Source organism: Haloferax sp. ATB1 (assembly GCF_000730175.1).
In genome coordinates, this window is the sequence record NZ_JPES01000015.1 from 1 (window position 1) to 19,190 (window position 19,190).

Sequence of the window (19,190 nt, forward strand, 5' to 3'; positions counted from 1 at the left end):
CGGCCGAGGGGTGGCCGGCGGGAACGTCAACCTCGCCGCGGGTCGCGTCGCTGTCGGGGCCGGAGAGCCAACTCGTCAGCCGGCCGCCGCCGCCCTGCTCCGCGCGGAAGCCGGACCACTCAAAGAGCAACTTCACGAACACGAACCCCGCGAGCGCGACCGTCGCGCCCCCGAGAGCGACGACGAACAGGAAACACGCGAGGAACATCGCCTGCCGGGCGGGAATTTCGACGAGGGCGTACGGCGAGCGCTCCGCGTATCGGTCGCCGCGGAGGAGCGTGGCGACCGTCTCACCGACCTGCCCGACGACGAGCGCGGCGACGCTAACGACCGCCTCCGGTCGGGCGAGCACGTCGAGCACCGAGACGACCTCCGAGAGCGGCGCGAGGAGGAAGACGCCGACCCACGCGCCGCCGCTGACGACGGCGGTCGCAAACGGGACGTTACGCGGGTACACCGGCGGCAGACACTCGTGAACGGTGACGCTCCCGCGCTTGTTGACGAGGTCGTTGTCGGACAGGCTGAAGACGCCGCCCTCGCGGGACGAAGTCGGTGGCCGGCCGGCGAACAGCGCTTTCACGCCCGAAAGCGGGAACAGCAACAGCAGTTCGAGGACGTAGACCGCGAGAAGCGTCCCTGGGTTCCAGCCGAACCACAGCACGCCGGCGAGCGGGAGGAGATTCGCCGAGAGCACCGGGAGGAATCCGATGCCGGCGGGGAGAGACGAAGTCGGAACGTCGCCGTACCGTGGAGGGGCCATCGAGTGCGTCGTTTCGCACATCCAGTCATATAGCTGATGGAAATCGCTCTCGAATCGCCCCGACGGCCCGTGACTACTCGGGGAGCGATTCGTAGTCGGCGACCGTGAGTGCCTGGCCGAAGAGCATCAGTCCGATTCCGGTGATGCCAGCCGGGACCGAGAGGGAGAGCAGCAGCGAGAAACTGAGCGCGCCGATGCCGCCCCCGAGCGCCCCCCGCTTTCGGTCGCTCCAGCGTTGGTTTCCGAATCGGAAGAGTCGCTTCCACCCGTCGCGGTGGCGGAGGACGAGCGCGGTGGTCGCCGCGTACAGTGGAGCGATTGCCACGGGAAGGGACCCCGGCGTGTTGGCGACCGAGACGGTCACACCGGCGACGACGAGGCCGACGACGAGCGAGACGAGATATCGAAGCGAGGAACGCACGCGTTCTGGATAGTTCGCTGACAGTATCAACGCTTGGTTTCCAGTCGCGGAAGCGCGGTTCCGACCGCCCGACGCGAGTCAGACTACCTAACTGTCCCGAGCGAAATGTCTCTCTATCAACAATGCTCACACCCAGCGAGAAGCGGCGAGCGAAGGTAGCGGTCCTGATGGCGGTCAACGCCGTCCCGCTCGTCGGCGTGCTCGCGCTTGACTGGTCGCTCGTGGCGCTCTTGTCTGTCTACTGGGTCGAACTCGGGGCGTGCGTCGTTGGTGCCGCGGTGAAGGCGCTGTTCGCGGAGGGCAAGCCGACCTACGACGCAAACGGCTTTTCGTGGCTCGTGTTCGGTGCCCTGTCCGAAAAGCGCGGGCGCGTCGGACTGCCCGGGCTCCCGCTGTCGATTCAGGTCGCGAACCTCCCGGCCATCCTGATGACCCTCGCCGTCGGAAGTGTGGGGTGGGCCCTCTTCGGTGCAATCGGAGTCGGCGGCGTCGGGGAGACCACGGGCGCGACGATGACTGACGCCGAAACGCTCTCGGTCGGCTTGGGAGTCGTCGCCGTCGTCTTCGGTCGCGCCGTCGACGTGGGCCGCTATCTCATCGGCGGAGCCTACGCGTCGGTCCCGCCGCAGCAGCCGCTTCGGTCGGCCCTCGTGTCCGCCGCGGGCACCGGTTCGGCGCTCCTCATCGGCGGCGGATTCGTCATCGCGGGTGCTCCCGCTCCGTTCGTGCTGGCGTTCGTCCTCGCGGTGAAACTGCTCGCCGATATCGTCGACGTCTACCGCGACCAATTGGAGGCGTTCGACGAGCGCACGTCGGTCGAACTCGGACTCGCTCCCGACACCCCCGAGTGGGAGCGAATCGAGAGCTCACGGAACGGTTCCGATACCGTCCGACCGAAGGCCGTGGCCGTCGTCGTGGGCGGGGTCGCCCGCGGGCTCAGCTCTCCGCTCGCGCTCGTACTGGGCGGGGGGCTGACGCTGGTCGGCCTGCTCAGCACCGCGACGACCGACAGCGTCGCGGTCGAACTACTCGGTGGGGCGGTGGCCGTCGCTGGGGTGTTCACCGCGCTGGGCGTCTTCGACTGGTCGTTCCGGTATCTGGCGATGGAGTACCGCATCGGCGACGAAGGCGTCGGGGATGGGAAACTCGTCGGCTACGACCGACTGCTCGGACCGCAATGGCGACTCCCCCGCGAGGCGCGCGCCGAGATGGAGCGCACTCGAACCGTCACCGACCGGCTGTTCGGAACCGAGACGCTCCGGGTGGAACGCGACGACCGGCTCTATCGGCTCCCGCACCTCCCGCCGGACGCCGTCGAAGTCGGCGGGCGGTCGGCGGCAGCGGCCGCGGGCGTGGGTGGAACGACGGGCGCGTGATTCGAACGGTCGACGAATCACCAGCTGACGAACGGGAGGTCGGGCGCGTCCAGTGCGACGAACTCCGAGACGAACTCGTTCGCCGGCGATTCGTATATCTCTCGGGGCGTCCCGACCTGTTCGACGCGACCCTCGTTCAGCACCGCGACGCGGTCGCACATCACCATCGCCTCCTCTTGGTCGTGGGTGACGTAGAGGCCGGTGACGTCCAACTCGGCGAGGAGCGCGCCGATTTCGGTCCGCAGGCGCGCCTTCAGTTGGGCGTCGAGCCCCGTCATCGGCTCGTCCAACAGGAGGATGTTCGGCTCGATAGCGAGCGCGCGCGCCAGCCCGACGCGCTGTTGTTGGCCGCCCGAGAGGGTCGTCGGGTCGCGGCCGCCCATCTCGCCGATATCGAGCATTTCGAGCAACTCTCGGGCCCGCGCCCGTCGCTCGTGCTTCCCGACGCCCCGCATCTTCAGCCCGAACGCGACGTTCTCGGCGACGGTCATGTTGTCGAACAGGGCGTACTCTTGGAACACCAACCCGACGTTGCGGTTCTCCGGGGGGACGTTCGTCACGTCCTCGCCGTCGAACCTGACCGTCCCGTCGGTCGGCGTCTCGAAGCCGGCGACGGTTCGCAGCGTCGTCGTCTTCCCGCATCCCGAGGGACCGAGCACGCCTAGAATCTCGCCGTCCGAGACGGTGAGCGAAACGCCGTCCAGCGCCGTCGTGTCGTCGTAGTCCTTTCGGACCGCATCTAGTGTCACGTCTGCCATTAGCTACCTCTGCTGTCGAATCCGCGGCGACCGACCCGCTGTAGGAGGAGGGTGACCGCGACGATGATGAAAAAGAACATCGACACGGCGGCCGCCGCCTTGGTGAACGAACTGTTCGAGATGTGTCGCTGCAAGAAGAGCGCGAGCGGCTGGGTGCCTTTCGCCCAGACGATGTACGAGAAGTTGAACTCCGCGGCCGCGAGCGCCCAACAGATGATGGCTCCCGAGACGATGCCCGAGCGGGCGTTCGGTACGATGACCGTCAGGAACGTCCGCGGCCACGACGCGCCCAGCGAGCGGGCCGATTCCTCCAGTTGTTGGAGCGGCATCGACTCGAACTCGCTTTGGACTGCCATCACCATGAACGGCGCTTTCAGGAGCGAGTAGCCGACGATGAGCCAAAGCTCGTCGCCGAGAGGTCCGGATACGCCCGGAGGAACGCGACGCCCAAGATGACGCCCGGTACGAGCGGGAGCACCGAGACGGCGTTGACCCACTCTTTCCCCGGGAACTCGTAGCGAGCGACCGCGTACGCGATGGGGACGCCGACGACGAGGTTGATGAGGACGCCGCCGAGCGCCAGCCCGATGCTGAACGCCAACTCCGCCGGGACCAACACCGTCAGCGTCTCGCCGCCGAGCGGGAGCCTGAACAGGGGGCTCCATCCCATGCTGCGCTGTGAGCCAATCGTGTCCGCGAGCCCCAGCACCGCCCGCCAGTTCTCGAAGGTGACGAACCCGGAGGGGAGGACGCCGGTCCAACTCGTGGCGAACGAGGCGACGACGGTGAGGACGATGGGCGCGATGAGGAACGCGGCCGTCGCGAACAGGGCCAGCGCCACGGCAGACCGCCCGAACCGACGCGAGAGGGACGGGGACGGCCTCATATGCCGACCTCCGCGCTGGTGTACCGAAGTCCGAGGACGGTGAACAGGAACGTGAACGCGAAGTAGACGGTCGCCATCGCGCCGGCGACCTGCACGTCGTAGCCGACGCCGAGTTCCCGCGAGAGTTGGAACGTCCAGACGACGAGCGTCTGGATGACGACGAGCGTCCCGAAAATCGCCAGTCCCGTCCGGAACGTGAGAATCAGCGCGCCGGTGATTCCCGGTCGAATCTGCGGGAGCGTGACGTGCCGGAACGTCTCGAACGGCGTCGCGCCGAGCGCCTGGGCGGCCTCCTCGGCGGCCGAGTCGACCTCGGCGTACGTCCCGCGGAGGATGAGCGTCGCGCGCGGCACCATCGAGTACACGAAGGCGACGAACAGCCCCGGAACGCTCACCGCAAAGGCGAGGTCGGTGGGTCGACTCCCGGTGAGAGCGGCCGCGAGCGCCGTGACGACGCCGTTGTTCCCGAACAGCACCAGAATCATGAACGCGGCGACGATGCCGGGGAGACTGATGGGAAACGAGACGAGCGTGACGAGGAGGTCCTCGCCGGGCAGGTCGTACTTTTCGAGGGCGTGCGCGATGGGGACGGCGAGTCCGACCGAGACGAGCGTCGTCCCGGTGGTCAGCCACAGAGAGTCGAACGCCACCTGTCGGTAGTAGGGGTCGCCGAACAGCGTCGCGTAGGCGTCGAGCGAGAACCCGACCGACCGGTACTGGGCCGTCGAGACGCTGATGCGAACGACTTCGGAGAGCGGATACAGCCCCGCGACGAGCAACAGCACGGCAAACGGCGCGCACAGCGCGACGATGCGGCGGTACTCGCGCTCTCGTTCGGTGACGGGGTTCGCGACGGTCTCGAACGCGCCGACGACTCGCGTCGCGAGCGCCCGGAGCGTCGAGAGCGGACTGTTCTCGGCGTGTCGGTCGGACATCCTCAGATGTTCGCGCCGCGCGTTATCTCTCGGATGATGTCCTCCTGTTTCTCGACCAACTGACCGTAGTCGACTTGGAACTCCGTCCGGTCGTACTCGGCCGGGTCGATGAACTCGTCGGGAAGCTCCAGCTCCGAGGAGCGAATCGGCCTGACGTAGGCGTCGAGGAACTGCTGTTGGCCCTCCAGCGAGAGGACGTAGTCCATGAACAGTTTGCCCGCCGCCGGATTCGGCGCGCCCTCCAAGAGCGCGTAGCCGTACGGCATGTTGAGCGCGCCCTTGTTCCCGTTTTCGCCGCCCAAGAGCGCGACGCCGACGTTCTCCTCCGCGACCTCGTCGTTGTTGTACTTGAGGTCGAGCCCGGAGTAGTCGTACCGGATGAACGTCGCGTACTCGCCGCGGGAGAACTGCGCGAGGAAGTTGTCGGTGAACTCCGCGCCGCCCTCCTGAATCCGCTCGTAGTAGTCGATGACGGGCTGGAGGTCGTCCATGCTGCCGCCGCGGGCGTTGTTGACCGACAACGCCGCCGCGAGCCCGACCGCCGCCTGCGGGGTCTGGAGCGCGAGGTCCTGCATGATTTCGGGCTGGAGCAGGTCCTCCCACGTGGTCGGCTCGTCGAGGCCGCGTTCCTCGTAGATGTCCTTCCGGTAGGTCACGGCGGTCGTCACCCGGCGGGTCGCCGTAACGTGGCCGTCGTCGGTCTTGAGCGAGTCAGGCACCTTGTCCCACCCCTGTGGCTTGTACGCCTGCGTGAAGCCCTCGTTCCGGGCGACGATGCCGTAGGTGTAGCCGCCGTTGTATCCGGAGTGGGTCATGTTGTTCGAGTGGGAGCGCATGTGCTGGAGCGCCTCGCCCGACGAGCGGTCGTCGTCGTGGACGGCCACGCCGTAGGAATCCTCGAACGACTGCATCAGCGACGGCCAGTTCATCCACCCGGACTGGACGCAGTAGAAGTACAGCATATCGGGGAACGCGGTGGCCTCGATGTTCGTCTGGAAGTCCTGATAGCCGACCTCGTACGTCTCCGCGTCGCCGCCACCGGAACCCGTCGAGGCGGCGTCACTCTCGGAACTGCTCGTCGTCAGACAGCCGGCGAGACCCGCCACCGCCGCGGCAGAACCCCCGATGAAACTTCGCCTGGTTGATACCATCGCCCGAGAAACATGACTGTCTGCTAAAGGGAATTGCTATGAGCCTAACGTAGCCGTTTCGATCGCTGAGACGGTCACATAGCGCTATTTGGGGGACAATAGAGACGGACGTTCTGTCGAATCCCGCGTGATTTCGGTCTCCGACACGCCCCCACCTCGCCGAGGTCGATGGCGACGCCACCGAGTTCTCGACGGGAGCACTCCTCGGTTACTCCCGCGAGAGAACCGCGTAGCCGACCGTCACCGGGAGCGCGAACACGACGTGGCCGAACACGCTCCACAGTTTCTCGGGCATCGCGAGGTCGGGGAACGCGGGCGCGAAGGGATACTGCACCGCCGCTAACCACAGCGGCATCAGAAGAACTGACAGGACGAGCGTCGTCCCCACGCCGACAGCGACGGCGAACAGGACCGCACCGCGCAGGGACGCCGCCAGTCGCTCGAGCGGCCGCCACTGCACCGCGGCGACGTACGCGAGCGCGAGCACAACGCCGTGGAACTGGTGAATCGCCCAGCCCAGCACGATGTCGGGTCCGGCGAAGCCGTACATCCTCGGAAGCGCGAGCGCGAGAAGCGGTTCGGGATTCCCGTACTGCATCATCAACCCGAGCGGGACGCTCCCGAGGAACCCGGTGAGTATCGCGGCGAGCCATTGCGCGGGCGGCACGTCTCGAATCGCGACCCGAATTCGGGTTCGTCGGCGTCGCCAGTCGTTCCGCGTCCGCGTGGCGTCTTCGTTCATTGAACGACTATTCGTAGACGGGAGTATAATTCTACTGAGTGAGCACTTACTTGGAAACAGAGGACCGAACTCGTCGTGGCGAACGATTACTCGACTGGCCCACCCGGAGAACACTCGGAGCGACAGCCTCCGTTACGCGTCTGTCTGCCCGAGGCTTCGTTCGACGGCCCGCTCGGCGTGGAGCGCCGTCGTGTCGAACAGTGGCACACCCGGTCGGTCAGTCTGTTCGACGAGGAGTTCGATTTCCGTGCACCCGAGGACGATACTCTCGGCACCCCGCTCGACCAGGCTGTCGATGGCTTCCAGATAGAACGCACGAGACGACTCGCGGACCTCGCCCTTGGTCAACTCCTCGAAGATGATTCGGTCGAGTTCGTCGAAACGCGACCTGTCCGGGAGGATAACGTCGATGCCGCGTGCTTCGAATCGCTCCCGGTAAAACGCGCCGTCCATCGTGGCCCGGGTCCCCAAGATACCGACTGCGTCCAGTCCCTTGGCGTGAATCGCGTCCGCGGCCGGGTCGACGATGTGGACGAACGGAACCGACAGCGCCGCCTCGATGCGCGGGGCGACCCTGTGCATCGTGTTCGTCGCCATGACGACGAAGTCCGCGCCGCCCGCTTCGAGGTCAGTCGCGGCACCGGCGAGGTACTCCCCCGCGTCGTCCCACTGCTCGGTTCTGATAAAGCGCTCGACGGTGCCGAAGTCGACGCTCCGAATCAGGAGTTCCGCCGCGTGATGGCCGCCGCGAGCGTCGTTGATGCCCTCGTCGATGAGTCGGTAGTACTCCACCGTCGATTGACTGCTCATACCGCCGAGAATGCCGACCGTTCGTCGTTCGCCGCCGCCCGCGTCGTCTCCGTTCATGTTGAGTGAACAACCACTCGTTCACGAGGATAAATATCGCTCGGCGGGCGTCCAGAACTCGCGCTAGTTCTTGAACGCGCCCGCAATGAGAAGCGGGAAGACGAGCGTCGCCTCGGCTTCGATTTGCGTGTAGTTCGTGTCGTGGTCCTTGATTTTCCCCCACGACACGGCTTCGTTCGGGGGCGCGCCCGACAGCGAGCCGTCGCCCTCCATCCCCGTCGAGATGTAGACGACGTAGTCCGCGCCGCCGCGGAAGAGGTTCGTCATGATGGCGTGGTGCTTGGGGACGCCCCCGCCGACGGCGATGAGACCGGTCTCGTCCGCGAGGAGACCGTCTTGGATGAGCGAGTCGTAGTCGTCGAGAATCTCGATGCCGACGTCCTTGTCGTAGCCCTGCCGGTAGTAGTAGAGGAAGTTACCCACTTCGGCGTCGGTGAGCGCCGGGCAGTAGACCGGCACGTCGTTGTCGGCCGCCTGCTTCAACACCGAGTGCTCGTCATCGAGCGTCTCGCCCAGTTCGCGGGCGAAAGCCGTCGGCGTCCGCACCTTCTCCTCCGCGAAGAAGTCATCGAAGAAGTCGTAGAGGTACGCTTCGAGCCAGACGTACCGGTCGGAGGGGACGTAGATGTTGCCGAGGCGGTTGATGCCGCGCTCGCGGAGTTCACCCTCGTCGGCGTCCCACGAGCCCATCTTGAACGGCTTGGCGGTCTTGATGACGTCCTCGGTCAGCGAACCGGACGTCGTGATGAGCACGTCGACGAAGCCCTCGCGAACGAGGTAGGCGACGGCCTCGCGCAGGCCCGACGAGATGATGTTCGAGGTGAACGTCAGATAGACGGTCGCGTCCGCCTCCTGCATCTCCTCGGCGATGTCGATGGCTTCGGCGAGCTGTGTCGCCTGAAAGCCGGTCGTCGCGTACGCGTCGAGGAACTCGTCGAAGTCGAACGCGCCGTCGAAGTCGTACCCCCGAACGTCGGCCGAATCGATGGCCTCGTCGCTTCCGGGGACGACGTGGTCGTGAGTGTCGTCTTCGGTCATCGGATACGGCTCGCACCGGCGCGCTTGAATCAGTTCCGTTCGGTTCCGAAAACAGCCGGACGGCGTGGGACTCGGCACCGACTCACTCGGTGACGGTCATCGGCTCGGGGACGAGTCGACGCCGCCGTCTGACTCCGGGCAGGTGTACCACCACGCCCACGCGACGAGCACGCCCTGAAGCGGCAGTCGAAGCCACAGGGCGGCCTCGGAGGGCTCTCGAAGCGCCGCCGGGACGCCTTCGAGCACGATGTCGCTCGTCGCCATGTAGACGTTCGCGGGGAAGACCGCGACCAGCAGCGCGATGAGCCCCCACGCGGCGATGCGTTGGGTGCGGCGGAAGACGACGCCGACGCCGAGAGCGATTTCGGCGACGCCCGAGACGTAGACGAGCGCAAGCGCCGCAGGGAAGACGGGTGGAACGACCTGCGCGTAGGCGTTCGGCACGACGAAGTGCATCACGCCGGCGAGGACGTAGAGCGCGCCCATCGCGTATCGGAGCGGCGTCTTGAATCGGGTGAGTCGTTCGGCGACCATCTCGACTCGACGTTGGACCGGCGGTCAAAGACGCTGTCGGCGTCGCGTCGGCGAAGCGACAGTCGGTACTGAGCCGGGAGCCGGGACCACCACATTCGAAAATCAATATCTGTATAGTAATAATGTAAGATTCCTACCATAGTTGTCACCAAATCCGAAGACTGTCGTTGTGAGAGTACGACTCCACTCAGACGTGTATCCCGGCTGACCGCGACGGACGCGAGACGTTTGCAACTGAACCCGCCCCAGTCGTCGCAACCGCTCTCTTCAGCAGTTTCACACGTTCGGACGAGAGAGTATCCGTAACGGTCGTCGCGAAAAACTGTGCTCCCGAGTGCGAGTAACCCGTCGACGCTGCTCGCATCTAAAAACGCACTCTTGCGCCATGATTAATCCGTTTTCCGGGGATACGGTCGAGTGAGCCGAACTCGCAGTCGTGGTGCGAGAACGCAGTCAAAACGGCTCGGTTATCTCGCGAGTGACGGCACGCTCGGTGCCTGATCTCGAGATAGAACTGGTGTGTTAGAAATATAAATATTCAGTTAGATTTTAGTATCTATTTCTGATATTTCTCTGCCGGAGTCGAGCTGTCGGGGGACTGTCGACGGGCGAAGCGAACTACAGACAGTACGGTTCGATATATATCGCTACTAGCAATTGACTTGTAGGTGTTGTAGAGAACGTGGGCTATGTCCGCAGATGGACGACAGACAGCGGTGTTCGCAGAGACATTGATAGAGGGCTGTGAGAACATCCCGGCAGACCCGGCTCCGGGCGACTACGTCGTGGTCGACGTGACCCACTTCTCGGCGACCGTGGCCGAACTGCTCGCGCTCGGCGCGGAGTACGTCCACGTGACCGACGAGCGCGGCGACGAACCGGCGTATCAGGAGGACCACCCCGAGTGTCTCATCGGCGGCGGCAAGACCGACGACTACGAGCCGAACCCCGGCTACGACTTCTTCAACTCGCCGAGCTACGTCCAGCGACTGGACCTCGACGGGCGGCCGACCGCGATGACCTCCACGAACGGCGGGCGCGCAGTCTCGACGCTCCGCGAGCGCGGCGGCCCCGATGTCGAGGTGTTCGTTGGCGGCTACACGAACGCCGCAGCGGTCGCGGACCTGCTCGAAGACCGTGGGCGACCGGTCACTATCGTCGCCAGCGGGTCGAGCGGCCAGCCGACACCCGACGACACCCTCGGCGCGGCGCTCATCGACGAGTGCCTTCACGGCGACGGCCTCACCGACCGCGACCGCGAGCGGTACGCGCGTCTCCTCGTGACGGCGAAGGGACCGAGATACGAGCAGAAACACGAGATTCGGCGGCGCGACCTCCACGAGTTCGAGACGGCAATCGACTCTCGGTCGGTCGTACCCGTCCTCCGTGGCGACCGCCTCGTTCCCGCGAGCCGGGTCGATGTCTGAGGCGACGCCCGTCCAGCGACCGCGGTTCGGCGCGTCGATGGACATCCGCTACGCCGACGAAGTCGCCTCGTTCGCCGAGTTCCTCCGCAGATTCGACCTGAATCACGTCGAACTCCGCGCGGGGTATCTGGACGTTCGGGCGGGCGAGCGAGACGCCGAGCGCCTGCGAGCGGTCGCCGAGGAGTTCGACGTGAGCTACACGGTCCACGGTCCCCACCTCGATGTCGCGCCCGGGAACGTCAACGAGCGACTTCGAGAGGCCACGGTCGCGGCGACGCGAGACGCCATCGAACTTGCCGCGGCAATCGATGCCGGCGGCGTCATCGTCCACGGAGGGACGGTTCGGACCCGCTATCCGGACCACGTCCGCGAGCACACCCGAGAGCAGGCGGTCCAGACGCTCCGCGAGTGCGCCGAGTTCGCCGCCGAAGCGGGCGTTCCGGTCTGTCTCGAAAACCAGCGCGACAAACCGGGAACGCGTCGTCACACCGCGACTCCGGACCGACTCGCGGCGTTCCTCGACGACGTCGGCGTCGGCGACGAGTTCCTGAAACTGACGCTCGACGTGGGCCACGCGAAGGCGACGGGCGTCGACTACCGACAATTCGTCGAGCGATTCGGCGACCGCATTCAGGTCGCGCACCTCCACGACAACGACGGCACCGAAGACGCGCACGAACCGCTTCCGTCGTTTCGGTCGGTCGCCGCGGACATCGACGCTCCGTACAACGTCTTGGAGATGAAGTCCCGCGCGGACGTCGAGCGCTGCGTGGGCGCGACCGAGGCCTGACGGTCGGCGTCACCGTCATCGTCGCCGCCGCTCGGTTCTTTTTTCGACACGGACAGTCGCATTCAGTAGCATCCGAATCGTTTCGCGAGCGCCGCGAGGGCGGCATCCGGAGCGCAATATACCGGCGCGAGTTCTATGTACGTCCACCGATTGCTCCACAGAGTATAGTCGGATATACAGTCGTACGCTGTGCTCATACCAACGATTAAACAACTTGCTTAACCACCACCACCCGGATGGTGACAACGTCCAGCAACTCGAGTAGTGCGTTCAGTTTCGACCATAGGGACATGATGGCGTTCATCCTCGTCATGTCGCTACACGGTCTGCAGAGTATGATTACGGAACTCCTTCCGGAGTTCTCGATAGGCGGGTTAGGCGTCTCTATCGGACCGTTCTGGTTCGTTGCGATGTCGGTCGTCCTTCTGTTCCGCTCGTTTTGGGCCTGTCTCGCGATTCCGGTCGGCGGCATCGTCTTCGGAGAGATTCTCATCGGCGACTTCAGCGCCCTCGGGGCGGTCGAGGGGCTCATCGTCGTCACGCTGTCGTGGTTCTTCGTGATGTCGCTCATCACGGACCCGAAAGACGTCAAACAAATCGCGGCGCTGGGCTTCCTCGCGAAGGCGATGGAGGAGACCGCGGCGTGGTTCATCGACGTCGGGAAGTTCTACGTCGGCGTCGAAGAGCTCGAAGCGATTTCGTGGCTCCCCGAGACCGTGTGGGCCACCGAGGGAATCGGTGCCCTGCTGCAGATTATCATCGCCGGCGTCGTCTTCGGCGCGATTCCGACGCTGTTCCTCTACCCGCGACTCCGCGGAAAAATCGAGCCGCTGCTCGGAATGAGTCCCGTCGAGGGCCGCGACGGTCCGATGTTCACGCGGACGTCTCTGAAGCGACTCATCGCGTGGGTGGCGCTGATTCCCGTCGCGTTCGCGTTCGAGACGCTGAGCGAGACCAGCGGCGGGCTCATCACGTTCACGCCGGAGTTCGTCGAAACGTACGGCCAAGCGTTCCTGTTCGTGCCGATTGCCATCGCGGCGGTCATCTCGTTCGGGCTCGTCGCCTACCGCCAGCGCAAGGTCGACGGCCTACAGGACTGAACCCCATCTCTTTGTTTTTTATGAGCAGCAACAACATCGTCGTCGAGAACCTGACGTTTCAGTACCCCGGCGGCAACGAGGCGGTATTGCGCGACGCGAGCGTGACGATAGAGCCGGGCGAGTTCACGGCCGTCGTCGGTGGCAACGGAAGCGGAAAGACGACCCTGTGTAAGACGTTCAACGGCCTCATCCCGCACTTCTTCGAGGGGACGTTCGACGGGCGAGTCACCGTCGCCGGCACCGACACCCGCGAGTCGGACGTCGCCGAACTCTCGAAGACGGTCGGCTACGTCTTCCAGGACTTCGAGAACCAACTCGTTCAGGAGACGGTCCGCGACGACGTGGAGTTCGCACCGCTCAACCACGGGCTCGACGACTACGCCGAGCGGGCGACCCGCGCGCTCGAAACCCTCGGTCTCGACCACCTCGAAGACCGGTTCATCTGGGAACTGAGCGGCGGCCAGCAACACCTCGTCGCGCTCGCGGGGGTGCTCGCGATGGACCCCGAGTTCATCTTCGTCGACGAGCCCGCCGCACAGCTCGACCCCCGAAACGCCCGCGAGACGTACGAACAGCTCCGACGACTCAACGAGGAGCGGGACAAGACGATAATCGTCATCGAACACCACTCCGAGTTCATCGCCGACTACTGCGACGAGATGGTGCTCGTCTCCGACGGCGGAGTCGCCTGGAAGGAACCGGTCGAGGTCGGACTCAACAGACTCGACGACCTGCTCGCCCACGACATCCACCCGCCGCAGGTCACACAAATCGCTGACGGCCTGCCGACCGAGGCGGGCACTTTGCCCAGCGGTCGGTATCCCGTGACCGTCGACGAGGCGGCGACGGCGTTTCAGCCCGCCACGACGCACGAATCGCGGGCCGCGGTCGACGGCGGCGCGGTGGCGACAGCCGACGCAGGCACCGCCCAGTCTCCCAATTCCGAACGGAACGCCCTAGTCACGATGCGCGGTGTCGGTCACGGCTATCCCACGCTTCGGGAGGGGTACAACCACGTCCTCGATGGGCTGGACCTCGAACTGTACGCGGGCGACCGGGTCGCGCTCGTCGGAGCCAACGGCTCCGGGAAGTCGACGCTGTTGCGGTTGATGACGGGGTTGGAGTCACCGGACCAAGGGGAGGAGTGACGGTCCTCGGCCGCGACACGAGCGAGACGCTTCCCGAGCAGTTGGCCGACGACACCGTCTACATCCACCAGAACCCCGAGGAGATGTTCGTCGAGGACACCGTCCGCAAGGACGTCGCCTACTACCTCGAAAACCGCGACGCCCCGAACGTGGACGAACGCGTCGACGAGATTCTCGCGTATCTGGACCTCGAACACCTCGCCGACCGCGACGGTCGCCTGATGAGCCTCGGCCAACAGCGCCGCGCGTCGCTCGGAATCGGTCTCGCGACCGACCCGACGGTCGTCCTCCTGGACGAACCCACGGGCAGTCTCGACCTCCAGAGCCGCCGCGAGGTGACCGGAATGCTCCGAAAGGCGGAGAGCCGCGTCGAGACCGTCGTCGTCGCCTCGCACGACCTGCAACTGGTCGCGGCGTGGGCCAACCGCGTCCTCGTCATGGGCGAGGGCGAGGTGCTCGCGGACGCGCCGCCGGCGGCGGTGTTCTCCGACCCGGACCTCCTCGCCGAAACCGACCTGCGACGGCCGCAGGTGGTCGAACTGAGCCAGCGACTCGGGCTGGAATCGCCCGCCCTCAGCACCGACGCGATGTGCGAGACGCTGGCTCGTTCGTTCGACGGTGGGCTCGCAGACGGCGGTGTCGGCGACGTGGGTGGCGACGCCGAGCCGAACGGAGGGGCGCGATGAGGTACGTCGACGCGCTCACCGACATCTCTGTCGCCGACGTCAAGGTCGACTTGATGCGGACCGCCTACGACAACGAGGACGCGCTGTTGAACAGCTTTGACCCGCGGGTCGTCTTGCTGTGGACCGTGCTGTTCATGATTATCCCGTGGCTGTTCTACGACACGCTCCCGCTGGCTATCCTGCTCGCGGCGGCCTTCGCGCTCGCCGCGCTCTCGCAGGTCAGCAAATACCTGCTCGCGTTGCTCCTGTTCGGACAAGTCACCAACGTCGGCTTCTTCGTGGTGTTAGTCCCGCTCATCGGCGGGGCGATGCGAGCGGTGGATCACTTGGGTGACAACGCCGGTCGGGTCGTCGAAGGCGTCACGACCGGCGATGTGAGCGCGTTCGCCGAGACCGGCACGATCGTCGCGGCCGCGGTCGGCCGAGGCGTCCACACCGCCACGACCAGCCAAGAGGTCGGTATCGACGCCGCCGGGGCGCTCGTCCCGTTCTTCCTCAAGCTCACGATTATCTCGGTCATCAGCCTCGCCGTCTTCTCGGCGATGAGCCCGCAGAAACTCAGCAAGGGGATGTTGCGTCTGGGCGTCCCCCGACAGCTCACGTTCGCAATCGCGTACGGCTACCGGATGATGCCGCTCCTCGTCGAGGAGTACCACGCGCTGATCAACTCGTTCCGCCTTCGAAGTAAGGTCCCCGAGAAACAAGGACTGTTCAGGTGGCGCTACTTCTACTACCTGCTGACGCTCTCGGTCAAGGCGTTTTATCCGCTGATTTTCAACGTGGCGAAGCGCTCGCGGGTCACCGTGGAAGCGATGGAGACGAAGGGGTTCTCGCGCTCGCTGGGCGACGAACGGAGCCAAGCCCTCCGGACCGAGGGCATGATGGTTCGGACCCGAGACGTCACCTTCGTCTTCGGGTCGCTGCTGTTCGTCGCCGCGGTCTGGGCGTTCACCTGACCGGGGCTCGGTACCTTGCGGACGATACTCAGCGTCGCAGCCACTTCGTCGGTCGTCGTCAGAAGTGAATCCCGTCGAGATGGGTATATCACCGCCGAATCGACGTACACAGCGGAGTTACACGGGTAGGCCTGTTATCGACGGACGCCGAACGTCGGGCGGGAAACTCGCTCGACGGTTCGGCGTTCGGCTGAGCCGACCGAACAGGAGTTATACGGCTCGACCCGATTGGCGTGTATGGCTATCGCCGCGGAGATTTTCCTGTCGTCGGAGGCGCTCCCGCTCGTCGAGTTGGCTCGGGCGCTTCCGAACCGGGAAATATCGCTCTCGCAGATGATCCGGTTGGAGGGCACCCGGTACCTCTTTATGGTGACACCGTCCGCCCGACCGACGCGCCGCGCGGATGAAGTCTGACGCGGGCGCGTAGTCTCGACCGGGCCTTCCCCCAAGCACGGGAGTCGCTACCTCAGGGTAATCAAGCGCTCCGCGGCGGCGACCGGGGTCCGGAACGCGACTGAATAGCTGGTCTGAGCGCCCCGCCCACACTGTCTGTGCGTACCGACGCCACGACACGAATGCGTTAGTTATCCAATGATACTCTCCGTGAAGTAGTTGCTATTGTGATTCCTCCACTATATACTTCGTCGGCGAACGACGTTTTAGTATTCGAGAGCTGAGTGGAGTAATGATTATATAATCGATTTTTGGTCACTTCCCTACAAAATATGCGAGCACCGCGATATTCTTCCGGCATTTTTTTCACCATCTATCATTTGAGCTCAGCGACAGTTTCGAATCAGCCGGTACTATCTCACTAGATGAGAAAATCACTACAATTCTAAGTAGAGTGTTGTGACTGATATATGCTATACTATCGGCGTAGGTTCGAGTGTCGGGCTCTGCGGACACGCTGTTCGGCGGCCCGTGGCAGGAACGACGGCGGGCGAACCGAGAGGCAGGTTGAAATGACCGACCGCTCCGGTCGATATATCGAATGCCGCGATACCGAAGGGAGTAGCCGGTCGCCACCGCAGTTTCGAAGGACGGGAAACCAGCCGATGCTCCGCCGGCACGTCGATTACTGGTCGCTTTTCGTCCCCTCAACTGAGTCGGTGACCTCGTCGACTGCCGAACTGTCGTTGGCGGCTCCGCCCGTCAGGAGCGACTCGGTCGGCGCGCTCGTCTCTGGTCTCCCTTCGGAGGACTCCCCGGAGAGGCCCGGTGTCGCGACGAGGGGGCGCTCCGGATGGAGTAGCCACGGGAAGACCATCCGTCCGAACTCGAACGTCACGACGAACAGCAACGGGGCCAAGAAGATGCCGTACCAGCCGAAAAGCAGTGGACCGACGGTGTACGCGAGCATCACCGCTCCGACGTGGAGGGTTCGCCCGCTGACGTACGGACGGAGCACCTGGTCCGGGATGTAGTCCACGATGACGAACGAGACGAGGAGGAAGACGACGGGGAACCAGAGCGCTTCCGGGTCCAGCCAGAGCGCGCGTCCGAGGAGGTAGGCGGCGACCGGCCAGGTCACGAGTTTGATGCCGATGACCGGAACGAGGCTCGCGATGCCGACGAGCAGACCGAGGAAGGCCGCCTGGGGAATCCCGACGCTGAGGGGTGCAAAGAGGTTGAGAACCGTGTACACCACCGCCGCGAGGACCCCGGTCAACAGCGCGTTCAGGATGTTGCCGAAGTAGACGTTGTGGAGGTCGCTGTCGACCGCCGTGAAGTACGTGTCCAGTACCCCGCCGTCTTCGATGAAGTTGGCCCGCGCCCAGCGGGCGAGGCGATAGTCGTCCCGCAGGAGATAGAAGACGAAGATGAGGACGATAAAGCCGTGAATCCCCGCGTTGAACACCACGCCGAGCCAGGAGAGAGCGACTCCGACTACCTCACCGAGGACCGACCCGAATTGGAGGTCGGCGAGTCGACTCGGGTCGGCGACCACGTCGTCGACGAACTGCCCCGTCTCGGCGACGAGCGCGGTGAAGTCGAAATAGGGCTGCAGGAGTATCTCGAAGTCGTCGAAGGCGTCCGATTCGAGCAGTTCGTTCAGCGACCCCGCGAGAATCGCGAACGCCCAGCCGACCACGAAGAGCAGCGGGAGTGCCACCGTCACCAACGTCACGGCGACGGCGACGGTCCGCGATTCGATGCGAGCGTTGATGCGTCTGAATATCGGACGCGTGACGTAGTACACGAACAGGCCGATGACGACGGTCCCGACGAACCGCCAGCCGAGGTAGATGAGCTCAAAGACGAGGGCGATGGCGACGAACCAGAGAGCCACACGCGCCCGTTCGAACGAGAGCGACCGGAGCGCCGCCGCGAGTCGCTCCAGCGGTGAGTCGTCCGTCGGTGCCGACGCCGTCGAGTCGCGGGTGGGTTCTTCCGGCATGAGTGTGTGAGCGGGCGCTTACCCGCGGAATACACGTCATACGACGCGTGTCCGACAGATAGCTCTTTCCGCGGCGATGAGGGGCCGTACGTCACCGATGCGAGACACGCCCGTCGGGACACCAGCGAGGCGGCGCTCGGGCGTGACAGCCGGGGGGATAGCCGAGAGTCATCGGTTCGGGGCCGCGTGGACGCTCCGAGTCGGCCCGAACGCGGTCTCTCGCGGTTGTTCGGAACGTCAGGCATTACAGAATTAAGTATGTAATGGAAAGTACGTTTTCGTCTACATTTATTTCGGGACACCGGCCTGCTCTGCTTCGCAAACTACCGGAGGGAGCGAGGCCGGACGGTGTGTCAACTGACGAGAACAGCGCAGAAATTGGAGGGTACACGCAGGTCGAGCGCCGCGGGGGCCTCAGACACCCGTATCGGGACGGGTCACCGACGGCGACGACGCGACATCGGTCGTTCTAGCGCCGTTCCCGACGACAATCATCGACAGGCCGGTCGCGAGGAGGTTGACGCCGAATAACAGTCCGAGCGCCCACGCGGCGGTCGCGGGGAACCCCACGAAGAGGAGTCCGGCGAGAGCTAACGAGAGCGCGCCGCTCACCGCGGACCAGACCCAACCCCGATCGCTCCGGAGCGACCACGCGAAGTACAGGAGGACGACGCCCTCGACCGCGAAGTACGAGACGATGAGGAGCGTCAGGGTCGCCAGCGTAAGGACGGGATTGACCAGCATCACGAGGCCGGCGACGAGGAAGACGACGGCGAGGACGATTTCGCCGAGCGCGCCCTTCCAGCCGGGTGCCGAGAAGGCGTGTGCGACGTGGGCGAACCCGGCGACTGCGAGCGCGGCACCGAAGAACAGTCCGACGCTCAGCGAGGAAAGCAGGGGAAAGAGCAACGCGCCGAACCCCAAGACTGCGAGCAGGCCGCCGACGACCATCAGCGTCCGGCCCTCGTTCTGGAGCGCGTTCGATAGCGATACCTCGGACGTGGCGGGCATCTCCGACTCCGCCTGCGTGTCAGTGCTCATAGCGACAAGTTGGTGTACGACGGACCGGACAATAAAGGGAAAGCGCACTGGTCGTGAAACTCCGCGTCCGAAGAATGGCGCGGTTCGCTCCGAATTCGCGCTGAGAGATCGACGCGCGTTTCGTAGCCGTCGCCGCGACGACCGGAGAGCAGACCCCCGTCGGAGCCGGACGC

17 protein-coding genes and 2 pseudogenes are annotated in these 19,190 nt (G+C 64.9%); 7 read left to right on the forward strand and 12 right to left on the reverse strand.

Annotated elements, in window-relative coordinates; genetic code table 11:
- Positions 1-760, reverse strand: a 760-nt coding sequence (locus ATB1_RS02610; RefSeq protein WP_042662174.1) for a DUF6498-containing protein, incomplete at its 3' end; no start/stop codon positions are given.
- Between the two features lie 73 nt (positions 761-833).
- Positions 834-1,181 carry a hypothetical protein gene (locus ATB1_RS02615; RefSeq protein ID WP_042662136.1) on the reverse strand — a complete coding sequence of 116 codons (348 nt, stop codon included), beginning with the start codon at positions 1,179-1,181 and terminating at the stop codon, positions 834-836.
- A gap of 122 nt (positions 1,182-1,303) precedes the next feature.
- Between ATB1_RS02615 and ATB1_RS02620 the strand changes: the two genes are divergently transcribed.
- The gene (locus ATB1_RS02620; protein ID WP_241768012.1) at positions 1,304-2,557 is read left to right on the forward strand and encodes a DUF6498-containing protein; all 1,254 of its coding nucleotides are present in this window, start codon (positions 1,304-1,306) and stop codon (positions 2,555-2,557) included.
- Positions 2,558-2,574: 17 nt separating this feature from the next.
- Here the strand turns inward: ATB1_RS02620 and ATB1_RS02625 are convergent, their stop codons facing one another.
- The 8 genes and pseudogenes from ATB1_RS02625 to ATB1_RS02660 all read right to left on the reverse strand — a co-directional run bounded on the left by ATB1_RS02625 (position 2,575) and on the right by ATB1_RS02660 (position 9,468).
- Complete coding sequence (locus ATB1_RS02625; protein ID WP_082256243.1) at positions 2,575-3,315, reverse strand: ABC transporter ATP-binding protein; 741 nt, start codon at positions 3,313-3,315, stop codon at positions 2,575-2,577.
- Positions 3,315-4,201: pseudogene (locus tag ATB1_RS02630) on the reverse strand (ABC transporter permease). The gene ATB1_RS02625 and the pseudogene ATB1_RS02630 overlap by 1 nt, the downstream one beginning before the upstream one ends.
- Complete coding sequence (locus ATB1_RS02635; protein WP_042662137.1) at positions 4,198-5,136, reverse strand: ABC transporter permease; 939 nt, start codon at positions 5,134-5,136, stop codon at positions 4,198-4,200. The pseudogene ATB1_RS02630 and the gene ATB1_RS02635 overlap by 4 nt, the downstream one beginning before the upstream one ends.
- A 2-nt stretch (positions 5,137-5,138) precedes the next feature.
- On the reverse strand, positions 5,139-6,242 hold the full coding sequence (locus tag ATB1_RS02640) for an extracellular solute-binding protein (RefSeq protein WP_042662138.1): 1,104 nt from the start codon (positions 6,240-6,242) through the stop codon (positions 5,139-5,141).
- 253 nt (positions 6,243-6,495) lie between these two features.
- Positions 6,496-7,029: a hypothetical protein gene (locus tag ATB1_RS02645; protein WP_052367661.1), complete on the reverse strand. Its 534-nt coding sequence runs from the start codon at positions 7,027-7,029 to the stop codon at positions 6,496-6,498.
- Positions 7,030-7,161: 132 nt separating this feature from the next.
- A complete protein-coding gene (locus tag ATB1_RS02650; RefSeq protein ID WP_042662139.1) occupies positions 7,162-7,896 on the reverse strand; it encodes an aspartate/glutamate racemase family protein in 735 nt (244 codons plus the stop codon).
- Positions 7,897-7,959: 63 nt separating this feature from the next.
- A complete protein-coding gene (locus tag ATB1_RS02655) occupies positions 7,960-8,934 on the reverse strand; it encodes a deoxyhypusine synthase (protein ID WP_042662140.1) in 975 nt (324 codons plus the stop codon).
- Positions 8,935-9,030: 96 nt separating this feature from the next.
- Positions 9,031-9,468, reverse strand: coding sequence for a DoxX family membrane protein (locus ATB1_RS02660; RefSeq protein WP_042662141.1), 438 nt, complete (start codon positions 9,466-9,468; stop codon positions 9,031-9,033).
- A gap of 689 nt (positions 9,469-10,157) precedes the next feature.
- Here ATB1_RS02660 and ATB1_RS02665 point away from each other — a divergent pair.
- From ATB1_RS02665 to ATB1_RS21905, 6 genes and pseudogenes are all read left to right on the forward strand, one after another.
- Entirely contained in the window at positions 10,158-10,895 is a 738-nt protein-coding gene (locus ATB1_RS02665) for a 2-phosphosulfolactate phosphatase (protein WP_042662142.1), read from the forward strand.
- Complete coding sequence (locus ATB1_RS02670; protein WP_042662178.1) at positions 10,888-11,685, forward strand: sugar phosphate isomerase/epimerase; 798 nt, start codon at positions 10,888-10,890, stop codon at positions 11,683-11,685. Before ATB1_RS02665 ends, ATB1_RS02670 begins: the two co-directional genes overlap by 8 nt.
- 236 nt (positions 11,686-11,921) lie before the next feature.
- On the forward strand, positions 11,922-12,785 hold the full coding sequence (locus ATB1_RS02675; RefSeq protein WP_241768014.1) for a hypothetical protein: 864 nt from the start codon (positions 11,922-11,924) through the stop codon (positions 12,783-12,785).
- Positions 12,786-12,805: 20 nt separating this feature from the next.
- A pseudogene (locus ATB1_RS24035) lies at positions 12,806-14,619 on the forward strand (ABC transporter ATP-binding protein).
- A complete protein-coding gene (locus ATB1_RS02685) occupies positions 14,616-15,575 on the forward strand; it encodes an energy-coupling factor transporter transmembrane component T (RefSeq protein ID WP_042662144.1) in 960 nt (319 codons plus the stop codon). Before ATB1_RS24035 ends, ATB1_RS02685 begins: the two are co-directional and overlap by 4 nt.
- Positions 15,576-15,812: 237 nt before the next feature.
- The gene (locus tag ATB1_RS21905) at positions 15,813-15,989 is read left to right on the forward strand and encodes a hypothetical protein (RefSeq protein WP_157837703.1); all 177 of its coding nucleotides are present in this window, start codon (positions 15,813-15,815) and stop codon (positions 15,987-15,989) included.
- 664 nt (positions 15,990-16,653) lie between these two features.
- Here ATB1_RS21905 and ATB1_RS02690 read toward each other — a convergent pair.
- The gene (locus ATB1_RS02690; RefSeq protein WP_082256244.1) at positions 16,654-17,976 is read right to left on the reverse strand and encodes an AI-2E family transporter; all 1,323 of its coding nucleotides are present in this window, start codon (positions 17,974-17,976) and stop codon (positions 16,654-16,656) included.
- A gap of 414 nt (positions 17,977-18,390) precedes the next feature.
- Complete coding sequence (locus ATB1_RS02695; protein ID WP_082256245.1) at positions 18,391-19,017, reverse strand: HdeD family acid-resistance protein; 627 nt, start codon at positions 19,015-19,017, stop codon at positions 18,391-18,393.
- Between the last annotated feature and the right edge of the window lie 173 nt (positions 19,018-19,190).